Below are 25829 nucleotides of genomic sequence, written 5' to 3'. Positions count from 1 at the left end.
TCTGGCAAGCGGCAATCGTTTAGAGGAAAATCCGGGTCAAATCATTATAAAAGGCCAGCACCATCAGGCCGACGAGCAAAGCCACCCCTATCTGCTGTCCCCAGACCATGACGCTTTCGGGAAGCGGGCTGCCTTTCACCGCTTCGATAATGTAATACATTAAGTGTCCGCCATCGAGCACCGGAATGGGCAACAGATTTAACACCCCCAGACTGATGCTGATGACCGCCAGGAACAGCACAAACTGCTCGATACCAACCTTGGCGGAATAACCGGCATACTGCGCGATGGTGATCGGTCCGCTGATGTTGCGCGCGGACACCTCGAGTTTGAGCATGCGGTAGAGCATCTCAAGCGTGAGCACCGACATCCTCCAGGTATTGCCAATTCCTTCTGCCAATGCCGGCATGGGGTCAAAACGCACCTTGACCCGCATATCATCGGGTATCTCGCTGAATCTGGGGCGGATGCCAATACGCCCAATCGTTTCGCTCCCTTGCTCGACAGCATGGGGTATGACGTCAAAATCAAGTCGCTTTCCATCGCGTTCTACAACAACGTGAATGGAATTGCCGGGGTTACGGCTGACCAGAGCAACCAATTCCTCCCAGGTGCGCACGGGCTGGGAGCTGACTTCCACCAGACGATCACCGATTTCCATTCCTGCGCGCATGGCGGGCCCCGGTTCAATCGCACCTATAACCGGCTGGGCCTCCGGAAAATATCCGATCAGACCGATGCCCCGCTCGAACAGCGAGGAATTCACTTGCTGGACGGGAAAGTTCGAGAGATCCAGCTCAAGGCGTTTTATTTCTCCTCGAGTGTCGCGAACTTCAAACATCATCCGTGCGCGATCCAGTGCCCGCTGAAACACATACAGGCGACGATGGTCCCAGCTCTGCACCTCTTTCCCGTCAATGCTGACAATCGTGTCTCCGGCCTGAAACCCGGCCTGCTGCGCGATAGAGCCTTCGACAACCTTACCGACCACCGGCTGGATACCATCCACACCAACCATATAGACCGCCCAGTAGGCCAGGATGGCAAATAGAAAATTGAACAAGGGGCCCGCCGTCACGATGGCCATGCGCTTCCAGACGTGCTGTCGGTTGAAAGCCCGATGCATCTCCGAAGCCGGCACTTCCCCTTCGGCCTCATCCAGCATCTTCACATAACCACCCAACGGAAATGCCCCGATGGCCAGCTCCATGTTGTCTTTCCCCACGTGGCGCGACCACAATGGCTTTCCAAAGCCGACGGAAAAACGCAGCACCTTGACCCCCAGACGACGCGCGACCCAGAAATGGCCAAATTCGTGCACCGTGATCAGGATGCCAAGCGCCACCACAAAAGCGGCGGCATAATAAAGTAAATCCATCATAAAACTCCCTGCCCTACGCGAGGTTCTCGCGCCAGGATGAAACTGCCTGCCATCTCGCGTGCTGACTTGTCATGAGACAACACGGCATCGAGATGAGTTTCATGGCTGGCCGGCAGGTTCGATAGTGTATGCGCGATCACGCGGGGGATCTCGGTAAATCCGATGCGCCGGTCCAGGAAGGCTTGTACCGCCACTTCATTGGCCGCATTCAAAATCGCCGGCATGGTGCCGCCACCGCGCGCCGCTTCATACGCCAGCCGCAGGCACGGAAAATGTTCCAGATCCGGGGCGCTGAAATCCAGATGCGCCACTTCAAGCAGGTTTAGGCTTTTCACGCCGGATTCAATACGCTCCGGCCAGGCCAAGGCATGTGCGATCGGGGTGCGCATATCCGGATTTCCCAACTGCGCCAGCACCGAACCATCGACATACTCGACCAACGAATGAATCACGCTCTGGGGGTGTATGACTATCTCCACTTGATCGGGTGTCACGCCGAACAGCCAACAGGCCTCGATCAGCTCAAGGCCCTTGTTCATCAAGGTCGCGGAATCCACGGAAATCTTGCGTCCCATGACCCAATTGGGGTGGGCGCAGGCCTGTTCTGGCGTCACCGTGGCGAGCGCTTCGGGCGGCGTGGAGCGGAAAGGCCCGCCCGAGCAGGTCAGGAAAATGCGCCGCACAGAGGCTGCCGGGACGCCGGCGCGGAAACCGCCCGGCATGCACTGGAAAATCGCGTTGTGTTCGCTGTCTACCGGCAACAGTTCGGCACCGTAGCGTTGCGCTTCCTCGATAAAGACATGGCCTGACATCACCAGCGGTTCCTTGTTTGCCAGAAGCACACGCTTCCCTGCCCGTACGGCAGTCAGTGTGGGCAGCAAACCAGCGGCGCCTACAATGGCCGCGACAACAATGTGCACCTCGGTATGTGTCGCCACCGCGTTCAGACCGTCCACGCCGGATAGCACATCGATATCGAGTCCTGCCTGCTTAATTTTCCCCTTCAACTGGGCAGCGGCACGAGGATCAAGCATGACCGCTATGCGCGGGAGGATACGCCGGCACTGTTCGAAAAGACGGTCGACTTGAGTGTTGGCGGTCAGCGCGACAATGCGATATTTTGCGGAATGACGCGCGAGCACATCAAGCGTATTGATCCCTATGGAGCCGGTGGATCCCAGAATGGTTACACCGCGGATATTATGTTCATGCCTTTCCATGGAGGAATTTTTATCCGTGATGGTCATGTATCATTACTTCAACAGAAGAATCGCGCCGAGCGCGAAGACCGGCGCCGCGGCAGTCAGGGCATCTATACGGTCCAGCACACCGCCATGACCCGGGAGCAGCTTGCCGCTGTCCTTGACGCCAGCAATACGCTTGAGCTTGCTTTCCGTCAGGTCACCGACCACCGAAAATAACGCCGTCAAGGCCGCCAATCCCGTCCACATTGCCAGCAACGCTCCCTCGAATTGCCATAGCATTGTCCCACAAAGCCAGGCCAGCAACACGACACCCAGCACGCCTCCCGCCACACCTTCCACCGTCTTGCCGGGGCTGATATGCGGGGCAAGTTTGGTTCTGCCCATAAGCGAACCGGCGAAATAGGCGGCGGTATCCGCCACCCACACGAGCACAAACAGAAACAACAGCATCCGCGGTTTATCCACATCTGTCGCCAGCAGATGAATCGATGCAATCCACAAGGGGACAAGAACCAGAAAGCCACCAACAAGCCGGCCGGCCAGCGTCTCGAACATTCCTTTGGCAGCATTCGGTCGGCTAATGAGTTCAATTGACGCCCACAGCCACCACAACACCGCCGCAGCCAGGAGTGAAACGATCAGTTCATCCTGGAGCTGTATGACATTCATCCCCAACGCACCAAACAGCAAAAGGCAGGTCACATACGCGATCTTGGCAGAGAAGCGCCTCAGGCCGGATAATCCGGCCCACTCCCACGCTGCAGCCGCCACGAAGACAGCGAATATCAGGGTAATCCACGAAATGGAGAGAGTGAACAGCGCCGCCACCAGCAGCGGGACGAGAATAATGGCTGTCAGTATGCGCTGCTTAAGCATGACGCGCAGCTTCGATCTGATCACCGGTCAGACCGAAACGACGCTGGCGCCCGGCATACGAGGCTAGCGCCTGCTCGAATTGTGCGCGATCGAAATCCGGCCACAGGACCGGTGTGAAATACATCTCGGAGTAGGCAAGCTGCCACAATAGAAAATTGCTGATGCGCTGCTCGCCTCCGGTGCGAATAAAAAGATCTGGCTCCGGAACTCCGGCCAAACTGAGGAAGGGTTCGATGCTCGCTTCTGTGATAGTGGCGGGATCGATCTCACCGCGTACGGCGCGGCTTGCCAGTTGCGCGCACGCTTGGGCGATGTCCCAGCGCCCACCGTAATTGGCGGCAATCGTAAGCACCAGCGCCTGATTGTCCCGCGTCAGAATTTCCGACTGTTGGATGCGCGAGGTGATTTTCTCGCCAAAACGCGCGCTATCGCCGATGACACGGAAACGGACATTATTTTTGTGCAGCTTCTTGATCTCGTTCTCCAGCGCATTCAGGAACAGATCCATGAGCAGCTGGACTTCCTGCGGCGGGCGGCGCCAATTCTCACTGCTAAAAGCAAAAAGCGTGAGGTGCTTGATTCCTTTTTCTACACAGTCCGACACCATGTCGCGCACGCGCTCGACGCCCTTGCGGTGGCCGGCAATGCGCGGTAATCCACGACTCTTGGCCCAGCGACCGTTGCCGTCCATGATGACCGCCACGTGACGCGGGGTATCGGATTGCGCCGCCAGCTTCGCCGCCGTGTCGTTATTGCCGGTCTTATCCATTCGTAGAGTCGTTTTCTAAAATACTTTTTTTCACCGCAAAGGCGCAAAGAACGCGAAGAAAAGCATAATTAAGGAAAATCTTTGCGCTCTTTGCGCCTTTGCGGTGAGATAATCATTTACACCTGCATGATGTCCTTTTCCTTGTCCGTCACCAGCTTGTCCACCTCGCCGATAAAACGGTCCGTGAACTTCTGCACCGCCTCTTCCGCGCGCTTGTCATCGTCCTCGGTGATAAGCTTTTTCTTCAGGGCGTCCTTAAGATGCTGGTTGGAATCGCGACGGACATTGCGAATGGCTACCTTGGTGTTCTCGCCTTCGGCACGCGCGTGCTTGGAGAGTTCCTTGCGCCGTTCCTCGGTCAACGCCGGCAGAGGCACGCGGATAACGCCGCCCGTCGACATGGGGTTCAGGCCCAGATCGGATTCGCGGATGGCCTTTTCGATCGCCGCGGCCTGGCCCTTGTCGTAAGGCGTCACCGTCAGGGTGCGGGCATCCGCGGCTGAGACGTTGGCCACCTGGTTCAGGGGCGCCTTGTTGCCGTAGTAATCCACGCGCACGTTCTCGAGCAGTCCAGGATGGGCCCGGCCGGTACGGATCTTTCCCAAATCGTTCTTCAGCGTCTCCACCGACTTCGCCATACGCGTCTCCGCGTCCTTTTTAATGCTATCCACCGATTGCGTCATGGCTAAGCTCCTTTTACCAGTGTGCCGATATTTTCTCCCCGGCAAACCCGCATCAGATTGCCGGCCTTATGAATGCTGAACACCCGTACTTGCAAATTCTGCTCGCGACACAAGGCAATCGAGGCGGCGTCCATCACGCCCAGCCGCTGGTCCAAAACCTCGTCATAGCTGATGGTTTCGAAACGTCTGGCGTCGGCGTGCTTTACCGGATCGCGATCGTACACGCCGTCCACCTTGGTAGCCTTGAGCACGATATCCGCGCCAATTTCCATGCCGCGCAGCGTTGCCGCGGTGTCGGTGGTGAAGAAAGGATTGCCGGTACCGGCCGCGAAGATCACCACGCGCCCCTGCTCGAGATGCCGTATCGCACGGCGGCGCACGTAGGGTTCCACCACCTGGTCGACCCGCAGGGCCGACTGTACGCGCACGGGAACTTCCGCCTTATCCAGCGCGTCCTGCATAGCCAGTGAATTGATCACGGTGGCGAGCATGCCCATGTAATCGGCTGAGGCCCGGTCCATGCCTTGAGCCGAGGGAGCAATACCCCGAAAAATATTACCACCACCAATTACGATGGCGAGCTGAATACCGGTGGCGACAACCGCTTTGATTTCGGAGGCGACGCGCGCCAGCACTTCGCGATTGATCCCGTAGGCATCGGAACCCATCAGCGCCTCGCCGGAGAGCTTGAGGAGCACGCGGCGGTAGGCGGGGACCCCGGATGCGCTCGTCAAAGCCTATGCTCCTTTGACTGTCGCCATCACTTCGGCGGCGAAATTGTCCGACCGTTTCTCCAGGCCTTCGCCGACTTCATAGCGCATGAAACTCTTCACGATCGCCCCTTTGGACTTGAGCAGTTTATCGACCGTGGTGTCCGGATCCTTCACGAAGGGTTGTCCCAGCAGGGTGATTTCATTGAAATACTTGTTGATCCGTCCCAAGACCATTTTTTCAACGATGTCCGCCGGCTTGCCGCTGCTGCTGGCCTGCTCGGTGAATATCTCCTTTTCCTTGGCGATGGCCGCGGCCGGCACCTGATCCTTGGAAACATATTCGGGTCGGCTGGCAGCGACATGCATGGCGATGTCCCTGGCAAGCGCATCATCGCCACCGTCCATCACCACCAGCACGCCAATCTTGCGCCCGTGGACATAGCTGCCGATATGGCCCTTGTCCGTCGTTAACCTCTCAAAGCGCCGAACATTGATTTTCTCGCCCAGCTTCATCACCATGCCCTCGCGCGACTGGGAGATAGCGGTCGATGCGCCGTCCTGGAGCGGAAGCTTGTAAAGCGCCTCCACATCCGCCGGATGACTGGAGGCCACACGCGCAGCGACAGCCACGCCAAAGGAGATGAATTCTTCGCCTTTGGCGACGAAATCGGTTTCACAATTTACCTCAACCATGGCGGCAGTCTTGCGATCGGGGCTCACATGAATACCGATAGCGCCATCGGCAGCAATGCGCCCGGATTTCTTTTCAACCTTGGCTCCCGCACGCTTGCGCAGCAGATCGGCCGCGGCTTCCATGTCCCCATTCGACTCGGAAAGCGCGGCCTTGCATTCCATCATGCCCAACCCGGTACGCTCACGAAGTTCTTTTACTTGTTGTGCTGAAATACTCATACCTTATCCTCGTCTTGCATTGTCGGCGACCAGCGCCACCGACATAAAATCAAGGGGGCATTGCCCCCTTGAAGTCGTCATGTCAATTATTCGTCCTGCTTGCCAGGGAGGTCCTCTTTTTTCGTGTGCCCTCCGCTTTTGGGCTTGGCACGCACGACGCGCTTCGGTTTGACCGCCGGTTTTTCAACGGCTTCAACCGTTGTCACCTCTTCCGTCGCGACTTCTTGCGGAGCTGCCACCTTTTTCTTGGCGACAATCTTGATCTTGGCCGGTTCTTCTTTCACTTCGACGAACTCATCGTCACCCGACACAATCGCCACCTGATGCTGCTCACGACCGACGAGAATGGCGTCCGCCGCCGCGCGAGCGTAAAGCTGGATGGCGCGAAGGGCGTCATCGTTTCCGGGGATGACATAGTCCACGCCATCGGGCTTGCAGTTGGAATCGACCACTCCCACAACGGGAATGTTCAGCTTCTTCGCTTCAGAAACGGCTATGTATTCGTGACCCACATCGACAACGAATACAGCGTCAGGCAGTCCGGACATTTCCTTGATACCGCCCAGACTCTTTTCAAGCTTGACGCGCTCGCGATCGAGATCGAGTAATTCCTTTTTAGAAAGTTTCAGGCGGCTGGTGTCGTCCGCCAGTATCGATTCGAGCATTTTCAGACGCTCGATGGATTTTTTCACGGTGCGGTAATTGGTCAGCATCCCGCCCAGCCAGCGATGGTTCACATAGGGGCTGCCACAGCGGGCCGCCTCCTCACCGATGATGTCGGTCGCCTGACGCTTGGTGCCGACAAACATGATGGTGCCACCGTTACCGGCGAGCTTGGTCAGGTACCCCATCGCCTCGTTGAACAGCGGCAGGGTCTTTTCCAGGTTGATGATGTGGATACGGTTGCGCTCGCCGAAAATATAGGGGCGCATCTTGGGGTGCCAGAATCGTGTCTGGTGGCCGAAATGCACGCCGGCCTCCAGCATCTGGCGCATGGTGACATTGCTCATGATATCTCCTTCGGGTTTTTCCGCCGCGGACCCCATGTATCAATCCGGCCGATCCCGTGGGAAACGTCCAGACACCCGGATACATGTGACGGTGCCGCGTGTGGGTTTAGGGTTTAGGTTGTACTGCGGGCGGCTTTATACCACAGCAAGCCTATTACGACAATGTTTTCATGGGTTTGGATGAAAGACCATCCATAAAAGGGCTTTTTAAAACAGCGTTATTCCCGGACAATACGCCGGCTGCAAAGCACCTATGCCCGTCACCATCAAAACCCCCGCAGAAATCGAAAAAATGCGCGTCGCCGGCCGTCTCGCCGCCGAGGTGCTGCGCATGATACGACCGCACGTTCAGGCGGGAATCACGACCGGCGAGCTCGACCAGCTCTGCCACGATTACATCGTCAACGTGCAGCATGCGGTCCCGGCACCACTCAACTACAAGGGCTTCCCGCGCTCCATCTGTACCTCGGTGAATCACCAGGTATGTCATGGCATCCCGGGCGACAAAATACTCAAAAAAGGCGACATTGTTAACATCGACATTACCGTCATCAAGGACGGCTATCACGGTGACACCAGCAAAATGTTTTTTGTGGGCGAGCCTTCCGTGCAGGCCAGGCGCCTGGTGCAGATCACGCACGAATGCATGGTGAAGGGCATAGAAATGGTTCAGCGGGGAACACGTCTCGGTGATATCGGCCACGCCATTCAGCAGCACGCTGAAGCGCATGGATTCTCGATCGTGCGCGAATATTGTGGGCACGGTATCGGGCGCGAATTCCACGAAGATCCACAGGTGTTGCACTACGGGCAGCCGGAAACAGGAATGGCGCTGGAGCCCGGCATGACCTTTACCATTGAACCCATGATCAATGCCGGCAGGAAAGAAGTAAAACTTCTGCCCGACAACTGGACCGTGGTCACGCGCGACCATTCGCTATCCGCACAATGGGAACACACCGTGCTGGTCACGGACACAGGCTACGAAGTACTCACGCTCGTTCCCGGAGACAGCCTATGAACGTCTCCAGCCCGGCAGCGGGACACTGAGTCCTTCGTGGCCAGCGCACGGGATAGCCTGTTCCACAGCCGCGAGTTCGACCAGTCACTGGCCGACAGCGATAAACCGCTTCCCCTCTTTCGCGCCGCGTTGCAAGCCGGGCGCGCGAATCTCAAAAAACGCTTTTTCGAAAACAGCGGCGCCACACTTCTGGTTACCGCGCACGCCAAATTCGTCGATCAACTCATCATGCGTGCCTGGAAACAGCACCTAACCTTGCTGCCAACCGGTTTTCGCGTTGCCCTGGTGGCCGTAGGCGGTTATGGGCGAGGCGAACTGCATCCTGTCTCGGACATCGACCTCATGGTGCTGCTCGATAAGGAAAAACCAGTCAAGGCCAAGCCCTTCGTCGAAGCCCTGATCCGTTTCTTCTGGGACATGGGGCTCGAGGTCGGCCACAGCGTACGCACGCTGAAGGATTGCGTGCGAGAGGCCAAAGATGACATCACCGTGGCGACAAATCTCATGGAAGCGCGCTTGCTGGAGGGCGATGAGGAGTTGTTCCGGAAAATGCGTGCCGTGACACATGCCTCGAAAATATGGCCGAGCCGAAAGTTTTTCGCTGCCAAACACAACGAGCAAATACTCCGGCATCATCACTTCCACGATACCGCCTACAACCTGGAGCCGAACATCAAGGACAGCCCGGGTGGTTTACGAGACATTCACATGATCTCGTGGGTAACCCAGCGCCACTTCGACACCGCCTCCTTGCACGATCTGGTCGGACGCGGTTTTCTGAACGAAGAGGAATATCGCACGCTGATCCGCGGCAGAAATTTCCTGTGGCACGTGCGTGCCGGCCTGCATTATCTCGCCGGACGGCGCGAGGACCGGCTGCTGTTCGATCATCAACGCGAACTGGCCAAGCACTTCGGTTACGCCGATCGCCCCGGCTTCCTCGCCGTCGAACAATTCATGAAACGTTACTACCGGACCGTCAAGGAATTGACCCTCCTCAACGAAATCCTGTTGCAACACTTCGAGGAAGTCATCCTGGCACGTGGGCGCATAAAAATCCGGCCTATTAATCGCCGCTTTCAGTCACATCTCGGCTTTCTGGAAGTGACGCACCCTCGGGTATTCGAACGTGCGCCGTTCGCGCTGATCGAGATGTTCCTGCTTATGCAGCAACACCCCGAACTTAAGGGCGTGCGTGCCGACACCATCCGTATGGTGCGCGCGAACCTCCACCGTATTGACAACAAGTTCCGCAAGGACCTCGCCTGTCGCAGTCTGTTCATGGAGATCATGCGCCAGCCGCAAGGCATAACGCACGAGCTGCGACGCATGAACGCCTACGGCGTGCTGGGTGCTTATCTCCCCGCCTTCGGACGTATCGTGGGGCAAATGCAGCATGACCTTTTCCATGTATACACGGTCGATGCACACTCGCTCATGGTTGTACGCAATCTGCGCCGTTTTAACTTGCCGGAATTTCACGAAGAATTTCCGTTGGCCAGCGAACTCATTCAGAAACTGGTCAAGCCCGAGCGCTTGTATCTGGGCGGCCTGTATCATGACATCGCCAAAGGACGCGGCGGTGATCATTCCCAGCTGGGAGAAAAGGAGGCCGAGGCCTTCTGTCGCCTGCACAATCTGAGCGATTACGACACACTTTTCGTTTGCTGGCTGGTTCGACATCACCTGCAGATGTCAGCCACGGCTCAGCGCGAGGACATCTCTGATCCCGACGTGGTCATGCGCTTTGCGCAGATGATGGGCGACCAGGAGCATCTGGACAACATGTATCTTCTTACAGTCGCCGACATGCGCGGTACCAGCCCAACTGTCTGGAATGCCTGGAAGGGCCGGCTGCTGTCACAACTCTACAGCGCCACCACAAGACTCCTGCTGCGCGGCATCGCCCGGCCGATTGATGTCGAAGAACATATTGCCGACCTGCGCAAATCCACGCTGGAGAAACTGCGTCCGGCCGGAATATCGGAAACCGCCATCACCCGCTTCTGGCAGGACCTGGACGAGGAATATTTTCTTCCTTACGACGTGGACAGCCTCGCCTGGCACGCCCAGATCATCGCCAAATCATCCGCCAGGGACCTGCCGGTTGTGGCCACGCGGTACACGCCCGATCTCGGCGGCAGCGAGTTTTTAATCTACACGCCGGATGGCGACGACCTGTTTGCGGTCATCACAGCCGGCTTTGACCGTCTGAACCTGTCAATCATGGATGCGCGTATTCACACGCTGCGCAACGGTTTCGCGCTCGATACCTTTGTGGTACTCGACCACAATGAACAACCGGTGAGCGATACCCGCGCGCTGTCGCAACTGCAAAAGGCAATGCATGACCAGCTCCTGCATCCGCAACCGGGTCGGGAGATGCAATCAGCGGGCCTGCAACGCCAACTGAAGCACTTTCCGATTGAAACGCGTGTCCTGTTCAGCCCTTCGCCGAAGGGCCAGCTCACCATCATGGAAGTGACCGCGCAGGACCGTCAGGGACTGCTCTATCAGGTGGCGCTGGCACTCAAACAATGCCGGGTGAACCTGATGGCCGCCAAGGTGGCGACCTACGGCGAACGGGCCGAGGATATTTTCTTCATTAACAGTCACGAGCGGCAGCCGCTTACCGACTCGGCGCAGCTGAAGTGTCTTGAAGATGAAATAGTCCGGCGTCTGGGGCCCGCGACAACTCCAGCTCTGGTGCGTTCCGTGGAGATCTGATTCTGGCCGGTCAACCGCCGAGATAGCATTCCTGTATTCTGGAATTCTTGAGCAGTGCCTCCGCCGAATCCGAAAGTACGATATTCCCGCTTTCCATGACATAACCCCGATGGCTGACCTCGAGCGCCAGTTTGGCGTTCTGCTCCACCAACAATAACGTCATGCCCTCTTCCGCGATTCGTCGAATGGTCTCGAATATTTTCTGCACCAGCATGGGCGCCAAGCCCATGCTGGGTTCATCCAGTAACAGCAGCTTTGGCCGACACATCAGTGCACGGCCGATGGCCAGCATTTGTTGCTCTCCTCCGGAAAGCGTCCCGGCCTGCTGTGTGCGTCGCTCGGCCAAGCGAGGAAATAACTCATAGAGACGATCCATATCTGCGCGAATGGCAGCGGCATCGTCACGCGTGTAGGCGCCAATCTTCAGATTCTCCTCCAGCGTTAATCGACCAAATATGCCTCGTCCTTCCGGCACCATGGATATTCCGCGGCGCACCAACTCATACGAAGGCCGGCCGGTAATGGGAGTATCTTCGTACAGAATTTCACCACGGCTGGAAGGAATCATTCCACACAAGGCTTTGAGTGTCGTGGTCTTGCCCGCGCCGTTGGCACCGATCAGGCAGACAAGCTCGTTGCGGCGCACCATCAGATCGATACCTTTGACGGCCCGGATACCACCGTAGGAAACCTCCAGCCCACGCGTCTCAAGGGAGCTCACACCGCCCCCGCGCCAAGATAGGCCTCAATGACGCGCGGGTCGGATTTCACATCGGCTGGAATACCCTCGGCAATTTTTTTACCATAATCGAGCACGGCAATACGGTCGCACAAGCCCATGACGAGTTTCACGTCATGCTCAATCAGCAGCAGGGTCACACCATCGTCACGAATTTTCTGCAAAAGATTCTGAAGTTTGGCGGTTTCATTGGGATTCATGCCGGCAGCCGGTTCATCGAGCGCCAGCAATACCGGGTCAGTGGCCAGGGAGCGCGCAATTTCGAGTCTTCGCTGGTCGCCGTAAGAAAGATGTTTTGCCGGTAAATAGGCCTGTTTCATAATGCCGACGTATTCCAGCAATTCACGAGCACGCCCAAGAATCGCCGATTCCTCCGCGCGCGTCGTTCGATCCCGCCAGACGGCACCGACAATACCGGCGTGCGTACGGAGATGCCGTCCCACCATCACATTTTCAATCGCGGTCATGTTGGCAAAAAGGCGGATGTTCTGAAACGTGCGCGCCAGACCATGCATCACCACCTGATTTGGCTTAAGCCCGGAAATCCGGGCGCCACGCAAACTGATGCTTCCGGCGTCGGCCTTGTACAGGCCGGTCAGGACATTGAACAAAGTTGTCTTGCCGGCGCCATTCGGTCCGATCAGTCCGTAAATTTCGCCGGCGCGGATATGCAGCGATACCTCCAGCAGCGCCGCCAGTCCACCGAAATACTTGGAGACGCCACTGACCGTGAGCAGTGCCTCGGAATGTAATTCAGGTTTTATTTCAGCGCCGCGTGTCATAAAGCGAAGCCTGTTCCTGCGCCAGCACGGAGGTGTCGGAACCAAATTCCTGACGACGACGTACCGACGGCAGGAGCCCGGCCGGACGGAATATCATGATCAAAACCAGCGCGAGGCCGAATATCAGCATGCGCAGGTCGGCAGCGTCCACCAGCGTACGGCCGAAGAGGTAATCTTGCAGGTCCCCAATATAGCGCAGCGCTTCCGGGAATATGGTCAGCAGAACCGCGCCCAGGATGACGCCACCGATGTTACCCATGCCGCCCAGAACGATCATGCACAGAACGATAATGGATTCGAAAAGGTTGAAGCTTTCCGGACTGATGAATCCCTGGAAACCCGCAAACAGACCGCCGCTGACGCCAGCAAATGAGGCGCCCATGGCAAACGCCAGCAGCTTGATGTTGCGCGTGTTGATGCCCATCGCCTCGGCAGCCACTTCGTCCTCACGAATCGCCACCCAGGCACGGCCGATGCGGGAATTTTGCAGACGCAGCGATACAAAAATAATTAAAAGTGCGAGCGCAAGAAACAGGTAGTAATAAGCATAGATTCCGGGGAAGCTCACCCCGAAAAAAGTATGCGCCTGACTGAATGAAAAACCGCCAAAAGCTATCGGATCGATCAGATTGACGCCTTGTGGACCGTTCGTGATATTGATGGGTGCATTGAGGTTGTTCAGGAAAATCCGGATGATCTCACCGAAACCCAACGTCACAATGGCCAGGTAATCGCCGCGCAGGCGCAGGGTCGGCGCTCCCAGCAGTATTCCGAATAGGCCGGCTATCCCGGCGCCCATCGGCAACAGTGCCCAAAAGGGAAGATGCAATCCAAAATGAGGCGAGGCCAACAACGCGTAAACGTAGGCGCCGACGGCGTAAAACGCGATATACCCGAGATCGAGCAGACCGGCATAGCCCACGACAATATTGAGGCCCAGCGCGAGCATGATATATAACAGCGTGAAATCCAGGATACGCACCCACCCACGCCCGAGCGTCCCTCCGGTAAGGAAAGGCAGCAACAGCAGCACCACGCCGAGTGCGATATAGGCAATCCATGCCGTTCGGCGGTCGTGTTTCCATTTTTGCCAGTGTTTGATCATGAATAATCGAAAAACAAACTTAACCACGGGGAGCACGGGGAGAAAAACACTGAAAAAAGGGGCATCCTATCTTTCCTTTCATCTTTTTCCCCGTGTCCCCCGTGGTTCATATTCTTTTATTCAGGCGCGTTCCACAACACGCTCACCCAGCAAACCGGAAGGACGGAAGACCAGCACCAGAATCAGCACAAAAAAGGCGAAGACATCCTGATAATGGCTGCCGAGGAATCCTCCTGTCAGTGCCCCGATGTACCCCGCACCAAAACTTTCAATCAGGCCCAGCAACAGACCGCCCAGCATGGCACCGGCGATATTGCCGATACCGCCCAGCACTGCCGCCGTAAAGGCCTTGAGACCGAGCGTGAAGCCCATGAAGTAATGTGCCAGCCCATAATAGGCGCTGACCATGACGCCGGCGACCGCCGCCAGTGCCGCGCCGATCACGAACGTGACTGAGATGATGGTATTGACGTTGATGCCCATGAGCCCGGCGATATCCTGCGCCTGGGCGGTGGCACGCATGGCGCGCCCCAGACGCGTCCGCTTGATGAGCAGCAACAGACCCGCCATCAGCAGGCAGGAAAGGATCATGATGAAAATCTGCAGGTTGGTGATGACTGCGCCACCGATTTCGTAACGCGTCAGCGGAAGCAACGGCGGGAAGCTGATGTATTGTTTGCCCCAGATCAGCATCGCCGCGTTTTGCAGCACGATCGACATGCCGATGGCGGTAATGAGGGCCGCCAGCCGGGGGGCGCGGCGCAGCGGGCGGTAAGCGATGCGCTCAATCAGGAATCCTATGGCCATACAAACTGCAATGGCGGCCAGCAGTCCGAGCGCTACGATAAGAAGTCCATTGGTCTCAGCGCCATTAGCCGCCAGCGCGCCGATGACGGCAAGACATATCATCGCCCCGAACATCGTTACCTCGCCATGCGCGAAGTTGATGAGTTCGAGGATGCCGTACACCATGGTGTAACCCAGCGCCACCAAGGCATAGATGCTTCCGAGTACCAGGCCGTTGATCAGCTGCTGGGTGAGAATATCCATCAGGGCTTAACTAAATAATTCACCGCAAAGACGCAAAGGACGCAAAGAAAAGTTTTCAATTGTTAAAACTTATTTTCATTATTCTTGGCTTGCTTTGCGTTCTCTGCGTCTTTGCGGTGAGATTTATTTTTTCGGTTCGGCGGGTACCGCGCCAGCATCCCCCATGACAGTTTCCAGAACCTCCCATTTCCCTGCCTTGACTTGATACAGGGTGATGGCCCCGCCACGAACATCGCCCTTTTCATCAAAGCTTATATTGCCAGTGACGCCGGTACGCTGGACGCGCGGGAGTTCAGTCAGGTATTTGGCGGGCACGGCGGAATCCGCTTTTTTCATCGCGTCCACCATGGTCATGGCGGCATCGTAAGCATAGGGGGCATAGGTTTGGATGGCTCCAAACCGGTCGGTGAATTTCTGTTTGAATTCCTTGCCGCCTGGCATGCTCTCGATCGGCAGTCCGGGCGATGAGGCTGTCACGCTCTCGGCCTGGGTCGCGGCCAGCTTGAGAAACTCGGCGGTTTGCACGCCGTCACCACCCAGGAACTTCGCCTTGATACCGAGCGAATGCAATTGCTTCACCATCGGCGCGCCTTGTGCATCCATGCCGCCATAGAAGACCAGATCGGGTTTCTTCGCCTTGATGGAAGTGAGGATGGCGAGAAAATCCGTGGAACGATCGGTCGTGAACTCACGTGCTATCACCTCGCCACCCGAGGCCTTAACCGCCTTGTCCACCTCATCCGCCAGCCCCTGGCCATAAGCAGTGCGGTCGTCGATGATGGCAATGCGTTTCGCGCCAAGCTTCTTCACGGCATACTCGCCCAACACCTTTCCTTGCTGACGGTCGTTGGTCATGATCCGGAAAGCGGTCTTGAATCCCTGGGCGGTGTAGGCGATGGCCGTAGCGGAAGGCGAAATCTGCGGAATGCCGGCTTCGTGATATCTTTTAGAAGCGGGGATACTGGTACCAGAATTCAAATGGCCGATGACGCCAGCTACCTTTTGATCTATCAGCTTATCGGCCACGATAGTCGCGAACTTGGGATCGGCTTGGTCATCCTCGCTGACGAGGACAAATTTTACTTTTTTACCGCCCAAGGTCACGCCGGACGCATTGATTTCATCGATGGCAAGACGCGCGCCATTATCGTTGTCCTTCCCCAGATGGGCCTGCGGGCCGGTGAGCGGCGAAACCTGCCCGATCCGCACCGTTAATTCACCCGTCATGGTCGCGGTGGCTGATTCCTCTTTTTTGCCGCAGGCGCCAAGACTCAACCCCACGGCAACCAGGCAAAGCGTCCATTTCGACAATGGGGATCCATTCATGAAATATCTCCTTGGTATTTTTTGGAAACAGCCGTGGCGTAAATCTTAACGCAAAAACCCAACCCGGACCCAATGATTTACAATCGGCCCGGGTGACATACGTAAAACGGTGCTAGCCGTCTCCCTGCCTGGAAGGAATGCGCAGCCTCAGGCCAACCGGGAGATCCGCGCCCCACATGTCATTGATAAAACGCAGGGCATCCACGTGGATATTGTATTGCCGCGCGATGGAGACCAGAGTTTCGCCTCTGCGCACAACATGCTCGCGCGGTGGGTCCAACGGGTTATTCGTTGCCTGTATTGACACGGATGGTGCCACCGGCACGCGCGCCAGATGCCGCTTGATACCGCGGAAAATACTTTCAGCAAGCTGCTGCTGGAATGACGGCGTACGCAATTTTTTCTCTTCCGAGGGATTGGAGATAAACGCGGTTTCGACCAGTACCGAGGGGATGTCAGGCGACTTAAGCACGGCAAAACCGGCCTGGGCCACGTTGCGCATATGTACCGGGCCTATGCGTCGCAACTCCGCCAGGATGTTATCGCCCAGATTCAGGCTATCCTGCATGGTCTTGTTATGGGACAGGTCAAGCAGGACCTGTGCCAGCATGTCGTCCTTGTCATTCAGGCTTACACCGCCGATCAGGTCGGAGGCGTTTTCCTTGTCGGCGAGTTGGCGCGCCATGGCGTTGCTCGCGCCCTTCTCCGACAACGCATAGACCGATGAGCCAAAAGCCTGACGGCTGGGAACAGCATCCGCGTGAATGGAAATAAACACGTCAGCGCGTGCGCGACGCGCCTTATCATAACGCTGTCGCAAACCGACATAATAATCACCATCGCGGATAAGTACGGGGCGCATTCCCGGTGTCTGCGCCACCAGCTTGGCCAGCTCGCGCGCGATGGATAGCGTCACATCTTTTTCACGGGTGCGATAGCGCCTTCCCAGCGCCCCCGGGTCTTCGCCGCCATGACCGGCGTCAATCGCCACCACGCGGTCGCGCGCAGCAGGCGGCACCAGCACTCTGCGTTCTGTTGGAACAGATGATCTTGAATCGTCTTTCGGTGCGGTCGCATCTTCCTGTGTCGCCTTCGCGTCATAGAGATCGATCACCAATCGATGCCCGTAAGGCCCGGCCGGCTTCAGCATGAAGCTCCGCGCACGCACCTCGGTCTTGAGATCCAGCACGACTCGTAAGGGGCCTTCTTCTGGCGCACCGCTGCGCACCGTGGCAAGCAACGGGCCGCCTGTTTCCACCTCCGGCAGTGGCCCTTGCAGACGCGCGTTATCCATATCTACAACGATGCGAGGCGGATCCTGCAAGGTAAAAAAACGGTGCTCCAACGGAGCGCTGACATCGAACACAATGCGGGTATGGTCCGGTGCGCGCCACACGCGCAGGTGTTGCACGGAAACAGGTTCAGCCAATACAGACGGGGGTACCAACAGCAGTAGCATGGAGAAAAGCAGGCGCGATACCAGCCTCATGCCAGCGTCTCCAGCCAAATGTCACCTTGGGGGGTCAGGGTCGTGATCCGTACCATGCGTCCTGTCTCGGTCGGTTCAATCATAATATCTACGTCCGGCGATGGCAAAACGCCCTGCGCGCGTTCAGCCCACTCGACTACACACACACCTTTACCGTCAAGGTAGTCGCGCAGGCCAAGAAATTCCAGCTCGCCTGGGTCGTTCAAACGGTAAAGATCGAAATGATAGAAGTGGAGATTGCCGAAATCGTAAGGTTCGACGAGCGTGAATGTCGGACTCTTGACCGCGCCCGCATGACCCAGGCCGCGCAACATCCCACGCACCAGCGTAGTTTTGCCAGCACCTAATGGGCCGTGGATGTTAACGAGGTGTACCTTTCCCACCTCGGTGGCGAGTTTTGCCCCCAGCGCCTCCATTTCCGCCACCGATGATGCCTCCCGTTCAATGGTCGGCATGTCTTACCAGGCGATTGAGGCGAGTGCGGATATGGGGCAGCAGGTCTGAGGCCAGAACGCCGATTTCACCTGAGTGGGCGGCGTCATCCCCAGCTGATGCATGCGCCCACACACCGAGACGCGCCGCCACAGGCGATATCAGCCCTTGCGCCCGCAGGCCGGCGATCACGCCGGTCAGCACATCCCCCATGCCGCCAGTCGCCATGCCCGGGTTGCCGCGGTCACAGACCGACACTACGCCATCATATAATGATGCCACCAGCGTCCCCGCCCCCTTCAGCACACACACACCGCCGAAACTCGCCACCAGCTCGTGCACGGCGGCGAAACGGTCGGCCTGTATCTCCTCTTTCGACATGCCCAGCATGCGTGACGCCTCGCCGGGATGGGGCGTGAGTATCCAATCCGTGTGCATCAATGGGTCGGCGGCCAGGATATTCAGCGCATCGGCGTCCACCACCATGGGCAGCTTGGTGTCGAGCGCCGCACCAAACAGGGCCTCCCCCCACCCGCCCTGCCCCAGTCCCGGCCCCACGGCAATAACATCGGCGCGCGCCAGCAGAGGCCGCAATTCTTCCGGTGTGGCCACGCCGTGAACAATCAACTCCGGCCGCGCCGCGCTGATGTGCGCGGCATGCTCGGGATGAGTGGCCAGCATCACCAAACCAGCCCCGGCGCGATACGCCGCCTCACCTGCCAGGCGCGCCGCCCCGGGCATACCGCGATCACCGCCGATCACCAGCACATGGCCAGCATCGCCCTTGTGCATGTCACGCCTCCGTCTCGGAATAAGACCATGAAGCGAATCTTCTGTCAGACGTCGCATCAAGGCAGAAACTTTGGCGTATATATCCGGCGGAACTCCGAGGTCGTTGAAAAAAATCTCGCCACTATGTTCACGTCCTGCACCAGTGAACATGCCGGCCTTGAGACCGATGAAGGTCATGGTGGCGTTCGCGCGCACCGCCACACCCATGACACGGCCGGTGTCGGCATGTAAACCGGAGGGCACATCCAAGGCCAGCACCGGAACACGGCTATTGTTTATGGAATCAATGGCAGCGCGCCATTCACCTTCCACCGGACGCTCCAGTCCGATCCCGAGCAAAGCATCAACAATGACATCATGGCCCGCGAAAAGATTGTCCTGGAAATTCTGGATAGACACACCGGCAGATTTGCATTGCTTGCGCGCCGCACCGGCATCACCGTGCATTTTATCCGCCGCGCCCAGACTCAGGACATCAACCGCCAGGCCGGCCTCGCGCGCCAGTCGCGCTACCACATAACCATCGCCGCCATTATTGCCCGAACCACATAGGACCACGATGCGCCGAGCGCGCGGCCAGCGTGTGCGCAGCAAATCAAACACCGCTTCTCCCGCGCGTTGCATCAGCTTCGCGCCGGGAATCTTGCGGTCTTCGATGGCCAACCGGTCGAGCTCCCGCACCTGGGCGGCGGTGTAAAGGGCTACGGGGAGATTCATGCATGCTTCCTTGAGTTTGAAGAGTATATGATAGGCCCTGATGCATACTGCGCAAAACAGAAATATTGATCTGGCTCGACTCGCCTCTGACATCAAACGGTGGGGACAGGAGCTTGGCTTCCAAAAAATCGGTATCGCAGATATTGAACTCGGCGACGCCGAAACCCGACTGCTGAGCTGGCTTAAACTGGGGCGACACGGGGAAATGCATTATATGGAATCGCACGGCACCCGCCGCAGCCGGCCGCAGGAATTACAGCCCGGAACACTGCGCGTGATCTCGGCGCGCCTAGATTACCTTCCGGGCCAAGTTGCCGACAGCGAAACCGTCATGCGTGATCCGCAACTGGGCTTTATCTCCCGCTATGCGCTTGGGCGAGACTACCACAAGGTTCTGCGTACCCGACTGCAAAAACTGGCCGAGCGCATTGAGTCACAGGTGGGGCCATTCCAGTATCGGGCCTTCACCGACAGCGCCCCGGTGCTGGAGAAGGCCTTGGCCGAAAAGGCCGGGCTCGGATGGATCGGCAAGCACACCAACCTGATCGACAAGCAGACCGGCTCGTGGTTCTTTCTCGGCGAGCTATATACCGATCTGCCGCTGCCGGTAGATGCACCCGCCGAAAACCACTGCGGCACCTGCCATGCCTGCCTTGATATCTGTCCGACCCAGGCCATCGTCGCGCCGTACGAACTGGATGCGCGTCGCTGCATTTCCTATCTCACCATCGAATTACGCGGCCCCATTCCCGTGGAGCTGCGTCCACTGATCGGTAACCGTATCTATGGCTGCGACGACTGCCAGCTCGTCTGCCCGTGGAACCGCTTCGCACAACCCAGCGCAGAGCCCGACTTTGCCCCGCGTCACGGTCTCGATGCGCCGGAACTGATCAGGCTGTTTTCCTGGACCGAAGAGGAATTTCTGAAATACACCGAAGGCACTGCCATCCGGCGCATTGGCTACGAATGCTGGCTAAGGAACATTGCCGTGGCACTGGGGAACGGACCAAGGAACATGGATGTCTTGAAGGCACTCGAGAATCACCAAGACCACTCATCAAAACTGGTGAGGGAGCACGTGAGATGGGCAATTGGTCGTACCGTTAATTAATGTCAGTGCTATACGTTTATTTCACAAAAAAGTGTTCGCGATAATATTTCAATTCCTCAATGGACTCGCGAATGTCGTCAAGCGCCTTGTGCGTGTTCTTTTTTACCAAGCCACTGCAGAGACCCGGTTTCCAGCGTTTCACCAGCTCCTTGATGGAGCTCACATCGAGATTACGGTAATGAAACCACGCTTCAAGCTGCGGCATGGTGCGCGCGAGGAAACGCCGGTCCTGACAAATGCTGTTGCCGCACATGGGGGATTTATTCTTCGGGATGTGCTTTTGGAGAAATTCGAGCGTCATCCGTTCTACATCCGCCTCGGTATGGGACGACTGCTTTACGCGCTCGATCAGGCCGGTTCCCGCGTGAGTGCGCTGGTTCCAGTCGTCCATGGACGCCAGCACGGCATCGGACTGGTGTACCGCCAATACCGGTCCTTCCGCGACGATATTCAGATCGCTGTCAGTGATAATGGTGGCCACTTCGATAATCCGGTCGGTTTCCGGATTTAACCCTGACATTTCCATGTCTATCCAGATCAGGGCGTTGCTGTTTTGCGCCCCGTTGGTTGATTGCGCCATGCGTGGTCTCCGGATTCTGGATGGGAATTTTCCGCGTTCCCTACTGTCTCTTCAGCGGTGATGATAACATCCTTGCCCCATGAATACCTTCACGATCATATTTATAAGTCTGCTCGGCCTGTCGTTGTTGGTTGAGCTGTGGCTCGCCAACCGACACATACGTCACGTCAGCGCCAACCGTAACGCGGTGCCGAAAGTCTTTCGCCGCAAGATCTCGCTCGAAGATCACCGCAAAGCCGCGAATTACACCATCGCGCATACAAGATTCGGTCGCATTGAAGATATCTATGGCACGGCCTTGCTTATGGTCTGGACCGTGGGTGGAGGTCTGGAGTGGCTGGATCGGCTGGTACGCAGCTTCGGCCATGGCGAGCTGATTACCGGCGCCCTGTTCATTCTGGGCGCATTCATCATCATGGGTTTGATCGAGCTGCCAATCAGCGTGTACCAGGTCTTCGTGATCGAAAACCGATTTGGATTCAATAAAACCTCACCCAGCCTCTTCTTCACCGATCTCATCAAGAAAACTCTGCTACTCGGGGTGATCGGAGCACCACTGGCCATCGCCGCGTTATGGCTGATGCAGGAGACTGGCGCACTGTGGTGGGTATATGTATGGCTGCTGTGGAGCGGCTTCACGCTTTTTCTGGTGTGGGCCTACCCCGCGTGGATCGCACCGATCTTCAATAAATTCACGCCGCTCAAAAATAATTCCGTGCGCGATCGCATTCAGGCGCTGCTGGAACGCACTGGCTTCCGGTCACGCGGTATTTTCGTCATGGATGGATCGCGCCGTAGCGCACATGGCAATGCCTACTTTACCGGCTTCGGCAAATCCAAGCGCATTGTCTTCTTCGATACACTGCTTGAGCATCTGGGAGAAAAGGAAATCGAGGCCGTGCTCGCACACGAGTTGGGGCACTTCAAACGCCGGCATGTCGTCAAGCGCATGATGCTGACCTTCGGCATGAGTCTGTTCGGTCTGGCATTGCTCGGATGGCTGATCACCCAGCCCTGGTTCTACGCCAGCCTTGGTATGACACAGCCCTCGACCCACGCCGCCTTGATGCTCTTCATGCTGGTCATTCCGGTATTTACGTTCTTCCTGCAGCCACTGTTCGCCTGGAGTTCGCGTCGCTATGAATACGAGGCCGATAGCTTCGCCGCCGAACAGACCAACGCGCGCGAACTCGTTAACGCACTGGTGAAGCTGTATAAAGAGAATGCCAGCACGCTCACACCCGATCCGCTGCATTCTGCGTTTTACGACTCGCATCCGCCCGCTGCGCTGCGCATCGCGCATTTGGCGGGCAAATCCTGAGACATTTACAAGGAGGAGTTATGCTCAAATCACCGGCATTCTTTACGGCACTCATCGTTATGGTCGTCTCCACCAGCGCTGCGGCAATGCCCGGCAACGCCAGTGAGGGCAAGAAAGTGCACGAAGCCAACTGCCTCTCTTGTCATAACGACAGCGTTTATAAGCGCAAGGACAGGTCGGTCAAGAATTTCGATGGTTTGACGCAGCAAATCAATAACTGCGGTCACGCGGTCGATGCAACGCTTGGAAAAGCCCAGATCGACGACCTGGTGAAATACCTGAATGAAACGTATTACAAATTCAAATAACGGGTGGCGCCATGACTGATCTGACGAAAAAGTCCTGCAAGTCCTGCGAACCGGGAACGCCGCCGCTGGCGCGCGATCGTGCCGCCGATTTAATCCAGCAGACCCCGGGCTGGGCCTTGAATGAGGCCGCTACCGAAATCAGCCGTACCTTCAAGTTCAAGAATTATTATGAAACATTGGCTTTCGTGAACGCCCAGGCCTGGGTCGTGCACCGGGAAGATCATCATCCCGACCTTGAGGTGGGATACAACCGCTGCCATATGCGCTTCAGCACACACAGTATCAAGGGCCTGTCGGAAAACGACTTCATCTGCGCCGCCAAAATAAACATCTTGACCGGCGCATAGTCCACGCGCCGGAATCAACACCACGCCGGTCGAGTCTTGCCAAGCAGACTCTCAAGATCAGTTACGGCGCAGTTCGTCGCTGATGGCAATGGGAGTTGGGTAGCGCCAGACAATCAAATACATCGAAACCATCATGGAAAGAATGGTGGCAAGTTCCAGCAAGTGCGCGGCCTGACTACGCAAGACGCCGGTTTCCAGCGCCAGCACGGCGATCAGCAGGGAGAATTCGCTCCCCTGCCCCAGGCGCATGCCCAGTTCCCTCGCGCGCGGTGGCGATTCCCCGGTGTGTGCCAGAAGCTTGTTGAAGACAAATGGCTTCACGAGCAATATCACCCCGGCGAGCACCGCGGCAGGTAGCAGCACGTCCACCAGCAACTTGATATCCAGTCCGGCACCGAGCGTGAAGAAAAAGATGATCAGGAAAAAATCCCGCAACGGTTTGAGGCTTTCGGCGATGAAAAGGGAGATACGACTGGAAGCCAGTGCCACGCCGGCAATGAACGCGCCGATCTCGTGTGACAGCCCAAGCCACACCGAAAGCTCTGCCAGCCCGAGGCACCAGCCGATGGCGAGCAGAAAAATATATTCCTGAATGGCATCAAAACGCGTGATGAGCGGAATGAGCACGAAACGCTCCACCAGCCAGGCCAGCACACAAATGCCCAGCAAGGCGAGCGTGAGACCCATGATGTCGGCCATCAGGGTCTGTCCGCCGATGCCGGCCTGCAGTATCAACAACAGGACAATGGCGATGATGTCCTGCAACAACAGGATGCTGATCATGACCTCGCCGGTGTGCCGATGATGCAACACCGTGGTGGGCAACAGTTTCAGGCCCACGATGGTGCTGGAAAACATCATTCCGCCACCAACGACCAGGGATTCAATCCAGGTAAAACCAAGGAGGAGGCCTGCCGCCATGCCGATCACGCCAAAGACTAGCGAACTCAGTCCGGTGACAATCGATGCCGAGCCCAGAAGCCGGAACAGCTTCTGCGGATGCATGTTCAAGCCCAGCAGAAACAGCAGGAATATGATGCCGATATCAGCCACGCCTTTAATCAACGTAGCGTCCGTCACCCAACCCAGCAGCGAGGGGCCCATCACCACGCCGAGCACAATGTAGGAAACGATCAGCGCCTGACGCGCGTATAGCGCCAGGGTGGCGACGAAGGCGGCACCGGTGAAAATCAGGAATACAACAAATACCAATGAGTCGCTGGGCATGGGCTTCCTTGCGTGACAATGCCCCATCGCCGTGCGCTGGGGTAAAGAAGACTGTTTAGTTAATCACGCCTCGCGTCGACCGGCCAGCGCACGCGCGAGCGTATTGCGGTCGGTATATTCCAGCTCGCCGCCGATAGGGACACCATAGGCCATGACAGGCTGTCCGTGGCTAGCGCAAAATCTCGCTGATGAGCTGTTTTACATCGAAGCGGGTTCTCAGGCGGATCTTGCCATCGGGATGATGCAGGTAGAATCCCTGCTCATCATACCGGATCTGCCCCGGCACCCCTTCCGACTTCCCCTTGACATAATGGGCGATGCTCCACGGCAAACGCCGCCGCCAACCCGGCGCCCGGGGCAGCAATCCCGGCCAATCCTCGGCGAACCGCAGCAGGGTCCAGACACGTTCAATCGGCCAGCGTTCCCAGTCGATCATGTCCCGCAGTTCATGACCCTGGATGCGGCGCGCGGGCGGCGTCGGGCTTTGTCGGGGTTGCGGTTTGGGCTGAACCTCGCCGCGCGCGATCATTTCAATCGCCTCGAGAAGCAGGGGGACACCCACGTCACGCACGGCGTGCAATTCAATTTCCTTTTCGCGCCGCCCTTTGACGAGCGGAAACCGGCGCTGCAACAGGATGTCGCCATTGTCGGCGCCGCGGGTCAGGAAGTGAACGGTCACGCCGATTTCCTCATCCATGTTCAAATGGCTCCAGAACAGCGGATGCTTGCCGCGGTACAACGGAAGCAGCGAGGGATGCAGATTGATGCTGCCATGACGGGGAATGGAAAAGATCGCTTCGTCGATCAGCGGGCTGAAATAAACCACCATCAGGTCCGGCGACAGTGCCTGCATCCAGTCGACGAGCGCCGGGTCACGGCCGCTGTCCGTCACCCGGTGCGCAATCTCGTTGCGGGCGCAGAAATCCGCGAGCGAATAGGGTTGGCGCAGGATAAAGCGCTTGATGCGCCTGATCAGGCGGTACGGCAAAGACCTCTCGCCACAGGACGTGCGGAACTCGATGATACCCGCCACGGGATGCCGCGACATGACCAATGGTGCAACGATCGGAGAGGTATCACAGGTAAACAGAATCAGGCGCAGGTCGGCCGGACTTGCCCTCAGCTCAGGCGTGTCTTCCGGCCGCATCGTCGTCACCACCGGTAATGGAGATCAAAAGCAATGCACTGAAAATGAAATGGCCGCAA

The 25829-nt window shown here is 57.4% G+C and carries 26 protein-coding genes; 6 read left to right on the top strand and 20 right to left on the bottom strand.

From position 1 onward, the window contains the following. Positions 1-19: 19 nt before the first annotated feature. The 8 genes from rseP to rpsB form a co-directional block, all read right to left on the bottom strand. Positions 20-1381, bottom strand: a complete 1362-nt coding sequence (gene rseP / locus NUV55_RS05365) for an RIP metalloprotease RseP (protein ID WP_296671029.1) — start codon at positions 1379-1381, stop codon at positions 20-22. Continuing rightward, complete coding sequence (ispC, locus tag NUV55_RS05360; protein WP_296671027.1) at positions 1378-2628, bottom strand: 1-deoxy-D-xylulose-5-phosphate reductoisomerase; 1251 nt, start codon at positions 2626-2628, stop codon at positions 1378-1380. The genes rseP and ispC overlap by 4 nt, the downstream gene beginning before the upstream one ends. 6 nt (positions 2629-2634) lie before the next feature. Continuing rightward, the gene (locus NUV55_RS05355; protein WP_296671025.1) at positions 2635-3486 is read right to left on the bottom strand and encodes a phosphatidate cytidylyltransferase; all 852 of its coding nucleotides are present in this window, start codon (positions 3484-3486) and stop codon (positions 2635-2637) included. Then, positions 3455-4231: a polyprenyl diphosphate synthase gene (gene uppS / locus NUV55_RS05350; RefSeq protein WP_296671024.1), complete on the bottom strand. Its 777-nt coding sequence runs from the start codon at positions 4229-4231 to the stop codon at positions 3455-3457. Before uppS ends, NUV55_RS05355 begins: the two co-directional genes overlap by 32 nt. Before the next feature lie 116 nt (positions 4232-4347). Further along, a complete protein-coding gene (gene frr / locus NUV55_RS05345) occupies positions 4348-4914 on the bottom strand; it encodes a ribosome recycling factor (protein ID WP_296671022.1) in 567 nt (188 codons plus the stop codon). Between the two features lie 2 nt (positions 4915-4916). Further along, entirely contained in the window at positions 4917-5648 is a 732-nt protein-coding gene (gene pyrH, locus NUV55_RS05340) for a UMP kinase (RefSeq protein WP_296671020.1), read from the bottom strand. 3 nt (positions 5649-5651) lie between these two features. Continuing rightward, positions 5652-6539: a translation elongation factor Ts gene (tsf, locus tag NUV55_RS05335; protein WP_296671018.1), complete on the bottom strand. Its 888-nt coding sequence runs from the start codon at positions 6537-6539 to the stop codon at positions 5652-5654. Between the two features lie 86 nt (positions 6540-6625). Beyond that, complete coding sequence (rpsB, locus tag NUV55_RS05330) at positions 6626-7549, bottom strand: 30S ribosomal protein S2 (protein WP_367280354.1); 924 nt, start codon at positions 7547-7549, stop codon at positions 6626-6628. A gap of 253 nt (positions 7550-7802) precedes the next feature. Here rpsB and map point away from each other — a divergent pair, with 253 nt between their 5' ends. Then, on the top strand, positions 7803-8570 hold the full coding sequence (gene map / locus NUV55_RS05325; RefSeq protein ID WP_296671017.1) for a type I methionyl aminopeptidase: 768 nt from the start codon (positions 7803-7805) through the stop codon (positions 8568-8570). Positions 8571-8606: 36 nt separating this feature from the next. Then, the gene (locus tag NUV55_RS05320; protein ID WP_296671015.1) at positions 8607-11297 is read left to right on the top strand and encodes a [protein-PII] uridylyltransferase; all 2691 of its coding nucleotides are present in this window, start codon (positions 8607-8609) and stop codon (positions 11295-11297) included. Positions 11298-11307: 10 nt separating this feature from the next. On the opposite strand, the gene NUV55_RS05315 is transcribed toward NUV55_RS05320, so the two are convergent. The 8 genes from NUV55_RS05315 to NUV55_RS05280 form a co-directional block, all read right to left on the bottom strand. After that, on the bottom strand, positions 11308-12018 hold the full coding sequence (locus tag NUV55_RS05315; protein WP_296671014.1) for an ABC transporter ATP-binding protein: 711 nt from the start codon (positions 12016-12018) through the stop codon (positions 11308-11310). Further along, positions 12015-12818, bottom strand: coding sequence for an ABC transporter ATP-binding protein (locus NUV55_RS05310; RefSeq protein ID WP_296671012.1), 804 nt, complete (start codon positions 12816-12818; stop codon positions 12015-12017). Before NUV55_RS05310 ends, NUV55_RS05315 begins: the two co-directional genes overlap by 4 nt. Further along, positions 12802-13923, bottom strand: coding sequence for a high-affinity branched-chain amino acid ABC transporter permease LivM (locus NUV55_RS05305; protein WP_296671011.1), 1122 nt, complete (start codon positions 13921-13923; stop codon positions 12802-12804). The genes NUV55_RS05310 and NUV55_RS05305 overlap by 17 nt, the downstream gene beginning before the upstream one ends. 120 nt (positions 13924-14043) lie before the next feature. Beyond that, a complete protein-coding gene (locus tag NUV55_RS05300; RefSeq protein ID WP_296671009.1) occupies positions 14044-14973 on the bottom strand; it encodes a branched-chain amino acid ABC transporter permease in 930 nt (309 codons plus the stop codon). A gap of 123 nt (positions 14974-15096) precedes the next feature. Next, complete coding sequence (locus tag NUV55_RS05295; RefSeq protein WP_296671008.1) at positions 15097-16299, bottom strand: branched-chain amino acid ABC transporter substrate-binding protein; 1203 nt, start codon at positions 16297-16299, stop codon at positions 15097-15099. Positions 16300-16411: 112 nt separating this feature from the next. Further along, positions 16412-17788: an N-acetylmuramoyl-L-alanine amidase gene (locus NUV55_RS05290; protein ID WP_296671006.1), complete on the bottom strand. Its 1377-nt coding sequence runs from the start codon at positions 17786-17788 to the stop codon at positions 16412-16414. After that, the gene (tsaE, locus tag NUV55_RS05285; protein WP_296671004.1) at positions 17785-18243 is read right to left on the bottom strand and encodes a tRNA (adenosine(37)-N6)-threonylcarbamoyltransferase complex ATPase subunit type 1 TsaE; all 459 of its coding nucleotides are present in this window, start codon (positions 18241-18243) and stop codon (positions 17785-17787) included. The genes NUV55_RS05290 and tsaE overlap by 4 nt, the downstream gene beginning before the upstream one ends. Then, positions 18230-19729 carry an NAD(P)H-hydrate dehydratase gene (locus NUV55_RS05280; protein WP_296671002.1) on the bottom strand — a complete coding sequence of 500 codons (1500 nt, stop codon included), beginning with the start codon at positions 19727-19729 and terminating at the stop codon, positions 18230-18232. The genes tsaE and NUV55_RS05280 overlap by 14 nt, the downstream gene beginning before the upstream one ends. Before the next feature lie 40 nt (positions 19730-19769). Between NUV55_RS05280 and queG the strand changes: the two genes are divergently transcribed. Beyond that, the gene (queG, locus tag NUV55_RS05275; RefSeq protein ID WP_296671000.1) at positions 19770-20840 is read left to right on the top strand and encodes a tRNA epoxyqueuosine(34) reductase QueG; all 1071 of its coding nucleotides are present in this window, start codon (positions 19770-19772) and stop codon (positions 20838-20840) included. A 16-nt stretch (positions 20841-20856) separates the two neighbouring features. Here the strand turns inward: queG and orn are convergent, their stop codons facing one another. Then, positions 20857-21420 (bottom strand): oligoribonuclease, encoded by a 564-nt coding sequence (orn, locus tag NUV55_RS05270; protein ID WP_296670999.1) that lies wholly within the window; start codon positions 21418-21420, stop codon positions 20857-20859. A gap of 79 nt (positions 21421-21499) precedes the next feature. Here orn and NUV55_RS05265 point away from each other — a divergent pair, with 79 nt between their 5' ends. Genes NUV55_RS05265 through NUV55_RS05255 form a run of 3 tightly spaced genes read left to right on the top strand, consistent with a single transcriptional unit; the run spans position 21500 to position 23396 of the window. After that, complete coding sequence (locus NUV55_RS05265; protein ID WP_296670997.1) at positions 21500-22741, top strand: M48 family metallopeptidase; 1242 nt, start codon at positions 21500-21502, stop codon at positions 22739-22741. Between the two features lie 20 nt (positions 22742-22761). Then, complete coding sequence (locus tag NUV55_RS05260; protein WP_296670995.1) at positions 22762-23049, top strand: cytochrome c; 288 nt, start codon at positions 22762-22764, stop codon at positions 23047-23049. An 11-nt stretch (positions 23050-23060) separates the two neighbouring features. Then, entirely contained in the window at positions 23061-23396 is a 336-nt protein-coding gene (locus NUV55_RS05255) for a 4a-hydroxytetrahydrobiopterin dehydratase (RefSeq protein WP_296670994.1), read from the top strand. A gap of 57 nt (positions 23397-23453) precedes the next feature. Here NUV55_RS05255 and NUV55_RS05250 read toward each other — a convergent pair whose 3' ends face one another. From NUV55_RS05250 to NUV55_RS05245, 3 genes are all read right to left on the bottom strand, one after another. Then, entirely contained in the window at positions 23454-24623 is a 1170-nt protein-coding gene (locus NUV55_RS05250; RefSeq protein WP_296670992.1) for a cation:proton antiporter, read from the bottom strand. A 63-nt stretch (positions 24624-24686) separates the two neighbouring features. Beyond that, positions 24687-24776, bottom strand: coding sequence for a hypothetical protein (locus NUV55_RS13790; protein ID WP_367280353.1), 90 nt, complete (start codon positions 24774-24776; stop codon positions 24687-24689). Between the two features lie 16 nt (positions 24777-24792). Continuing rightward, positions 24793-25770 (bottom strand): formyltransferase family protein, encoded by a 978-nt coding sequence (locus NUV55_RS05245; RefSeq protein ID WP_296670991.1) that lies wholly within the window; start codon positions 25768-25770, stop codon positions 24793-24795. Between the last annotated feature and the right edge of the window lie 59 nt (positions 25771-25829).

It is taken from the genome of Sulfuricaulis sp., from assembly GCF_024653915.1.
In the GTDB taxonomy this organism is placed as follows: Bacteria; Pseudomonadota; Gammaproteobacteria; order Acidiferrobacterales; family Sulfurifustaceae; genus Sulfuricaulis.
The sequence above is the reverse complement of the archived record's forward strand: the minus strand, read 5'-3'. Positions and strand labels throughout refer to the sequence as shown.

What these genes read in the sequence shown, in the direction of transcription:
- ispC (WP_296671027.1), bottom strand. Translation starts at nt 2,628, where the DNA reads ATGACCATCACGGATAAAAATTCCTCCATGGAAAGGCATGAACATAAT.
- NUV55_RS13790 (WP_367280353.1), bottom strand. Translation starts at nt 24,776, where the DNA reads ATGGCCTATGGTGTCCCTATCGGCGGCGAGCTGGAATATACCGACCGC.
- NUV55_RS05295 (WP_296671008.1), bottom strand. Translation starts at nt 16,299, where the DNA reads ATGAATGGATCCCCATTGTCGAAATGGACGCTTTGCCTGGTTGCCGTG.
- tsaE (WP_296671004.1), bottom strand. Translation starts at nt 18,243, where the DNA reads ATGCCGACCATTGAACGGGAGGCATCATCGGTGGCGGAAATGGAGGCG.
- NUV55_RS05280 (WP_296671002.1), bottom strand. Translation starts at nt 19,729, where the DNA reads ATGAATCTCCCCGTAGCCCTTTACACCGCCGCCCAGGTGCGGGAGCTC.
- NUV55_RS05305 (WP_296671011.1), bottom strand. Translation starts at nt 13,923, where the DNA reads ATGATCAAACACTGGCAAAAATGGAAACACGACCGCCGAACGGCATGG.
- queG (WP_296671000.1), top strand. Translation starts at nt 19,770, where the DNA reads ATGCATACTGCGCAAAACAGAAATATTGATCTGGCTCGACTCGCCTCT.
- rseP (WP_296671029.1), bottom strand. Translation starts at nt 1,381, where the DNA reads ATGATGGATTTACTTTATTATGCCGCCGCTTTTGTGGTGGCGCTTGGC.
- frr (WP_296671022.1), bottom strand. Translation starts at nt 4,914, where the DNA reads ATGACGCAATCGGTGGATAGCATTAAAAAGGACGCGGAGACGCGTATG.
- rpsB (WP_367280354.1), bottom strand. Translation starts at nt 7,549, where the DNA reads ATGAGCAATGTCACCATGCGCCAGATGCTGGAGGCCGGCGTGCATTTC.
- map (WP_296671017.1), top strand. Translation starts at nt 7,803, where the DNA reads ATGCCCGTCACCATCAAAACCCCCGCAGAAATCGAAAAAATGCGCGTC.
- uppS (WP_296671024.1), bottom strand. Translation starts at nt 4,231, where the DNA reads ATGGATAAGACCGGCAATAACGACACGGCGGCGAAGCTGGCGGCGCAA.
- NUV55_RS05245 (WP_296670991.1), bottom strand. Translation starts at nt 25,770, where the DNA reads ATGCGGCCGGAAGACACGCCTGAGCTGAGGGCAAGTCCGGCCGACCTG.
- NUV55_RS05265 (WP_296670997.1), top strand. Translation starts at nt 21,500, where the DNA reads ATGAATACCTTCACGATCATATTTATAAGTCTGCTCGGCCTGTCGTTG.
- NUV55_RS05310 (WP_296671012.1), bottom strand. Translation starts at nt 12,818, where the DNA reads ATGACACGCGGCGCTGAAATAAAACCTGAATTACATTCCGAGGCACTG.
- NUV55_RS05300 (WP_296671009.1), bottom strand. Translation starts at nt 14,973, where the DNA reads ATGGATATTCTCACCCAGCAGCTGATCAACGGCCTGGTACTCGGAAGC.
- NUV55_RS05290 (WP_296671006.1), bottom strand. Translation starts at nt 17,788, where the DNA reads ATGAGGCTGGTATCGCGCCTGCTTTTCTCCATGCTACTGCTGTTGGTA.
- NUV55_RS05250 (WP_296670992.1), bottom strand. Translation starts at nt 24,623, where the DNA reads ATGCCCAGCGACTCATTGGTATTTGTTGTATTCCTGATTTTCACCGGT.
- NUV55_RS05255 (WP_296670994.1), top strand. Translation starts at nt 23,061, where the DNA reads ATGACTGATCTGACGAAAAAGTCCTGCAAGTCCTGCGAACCGGGAACG.
- tsf (WP_296671018.1), bottom strand. Translation starts at nt 6,539, where the DNA reads ATGAGTATTTCAGCACAACAAGTAAAAGAACTTCGTGAGCGTACCGGG.
- orn (WP_296670999.1), bottom strand. Translation starts at nt 21,420, where the DNA reads ATGGCGCAATCAACCAACGGGGCGCAAAACAGCAACGCCCTGATCTGG.
- NUV55_RS05260 (WP_296670995.1), top strand. Translation starts at nt 22,762, where the DNA reads ATGCTCAAATCACCGGCATTCTTTACGGCACTCATCGTTATGGTCGTC.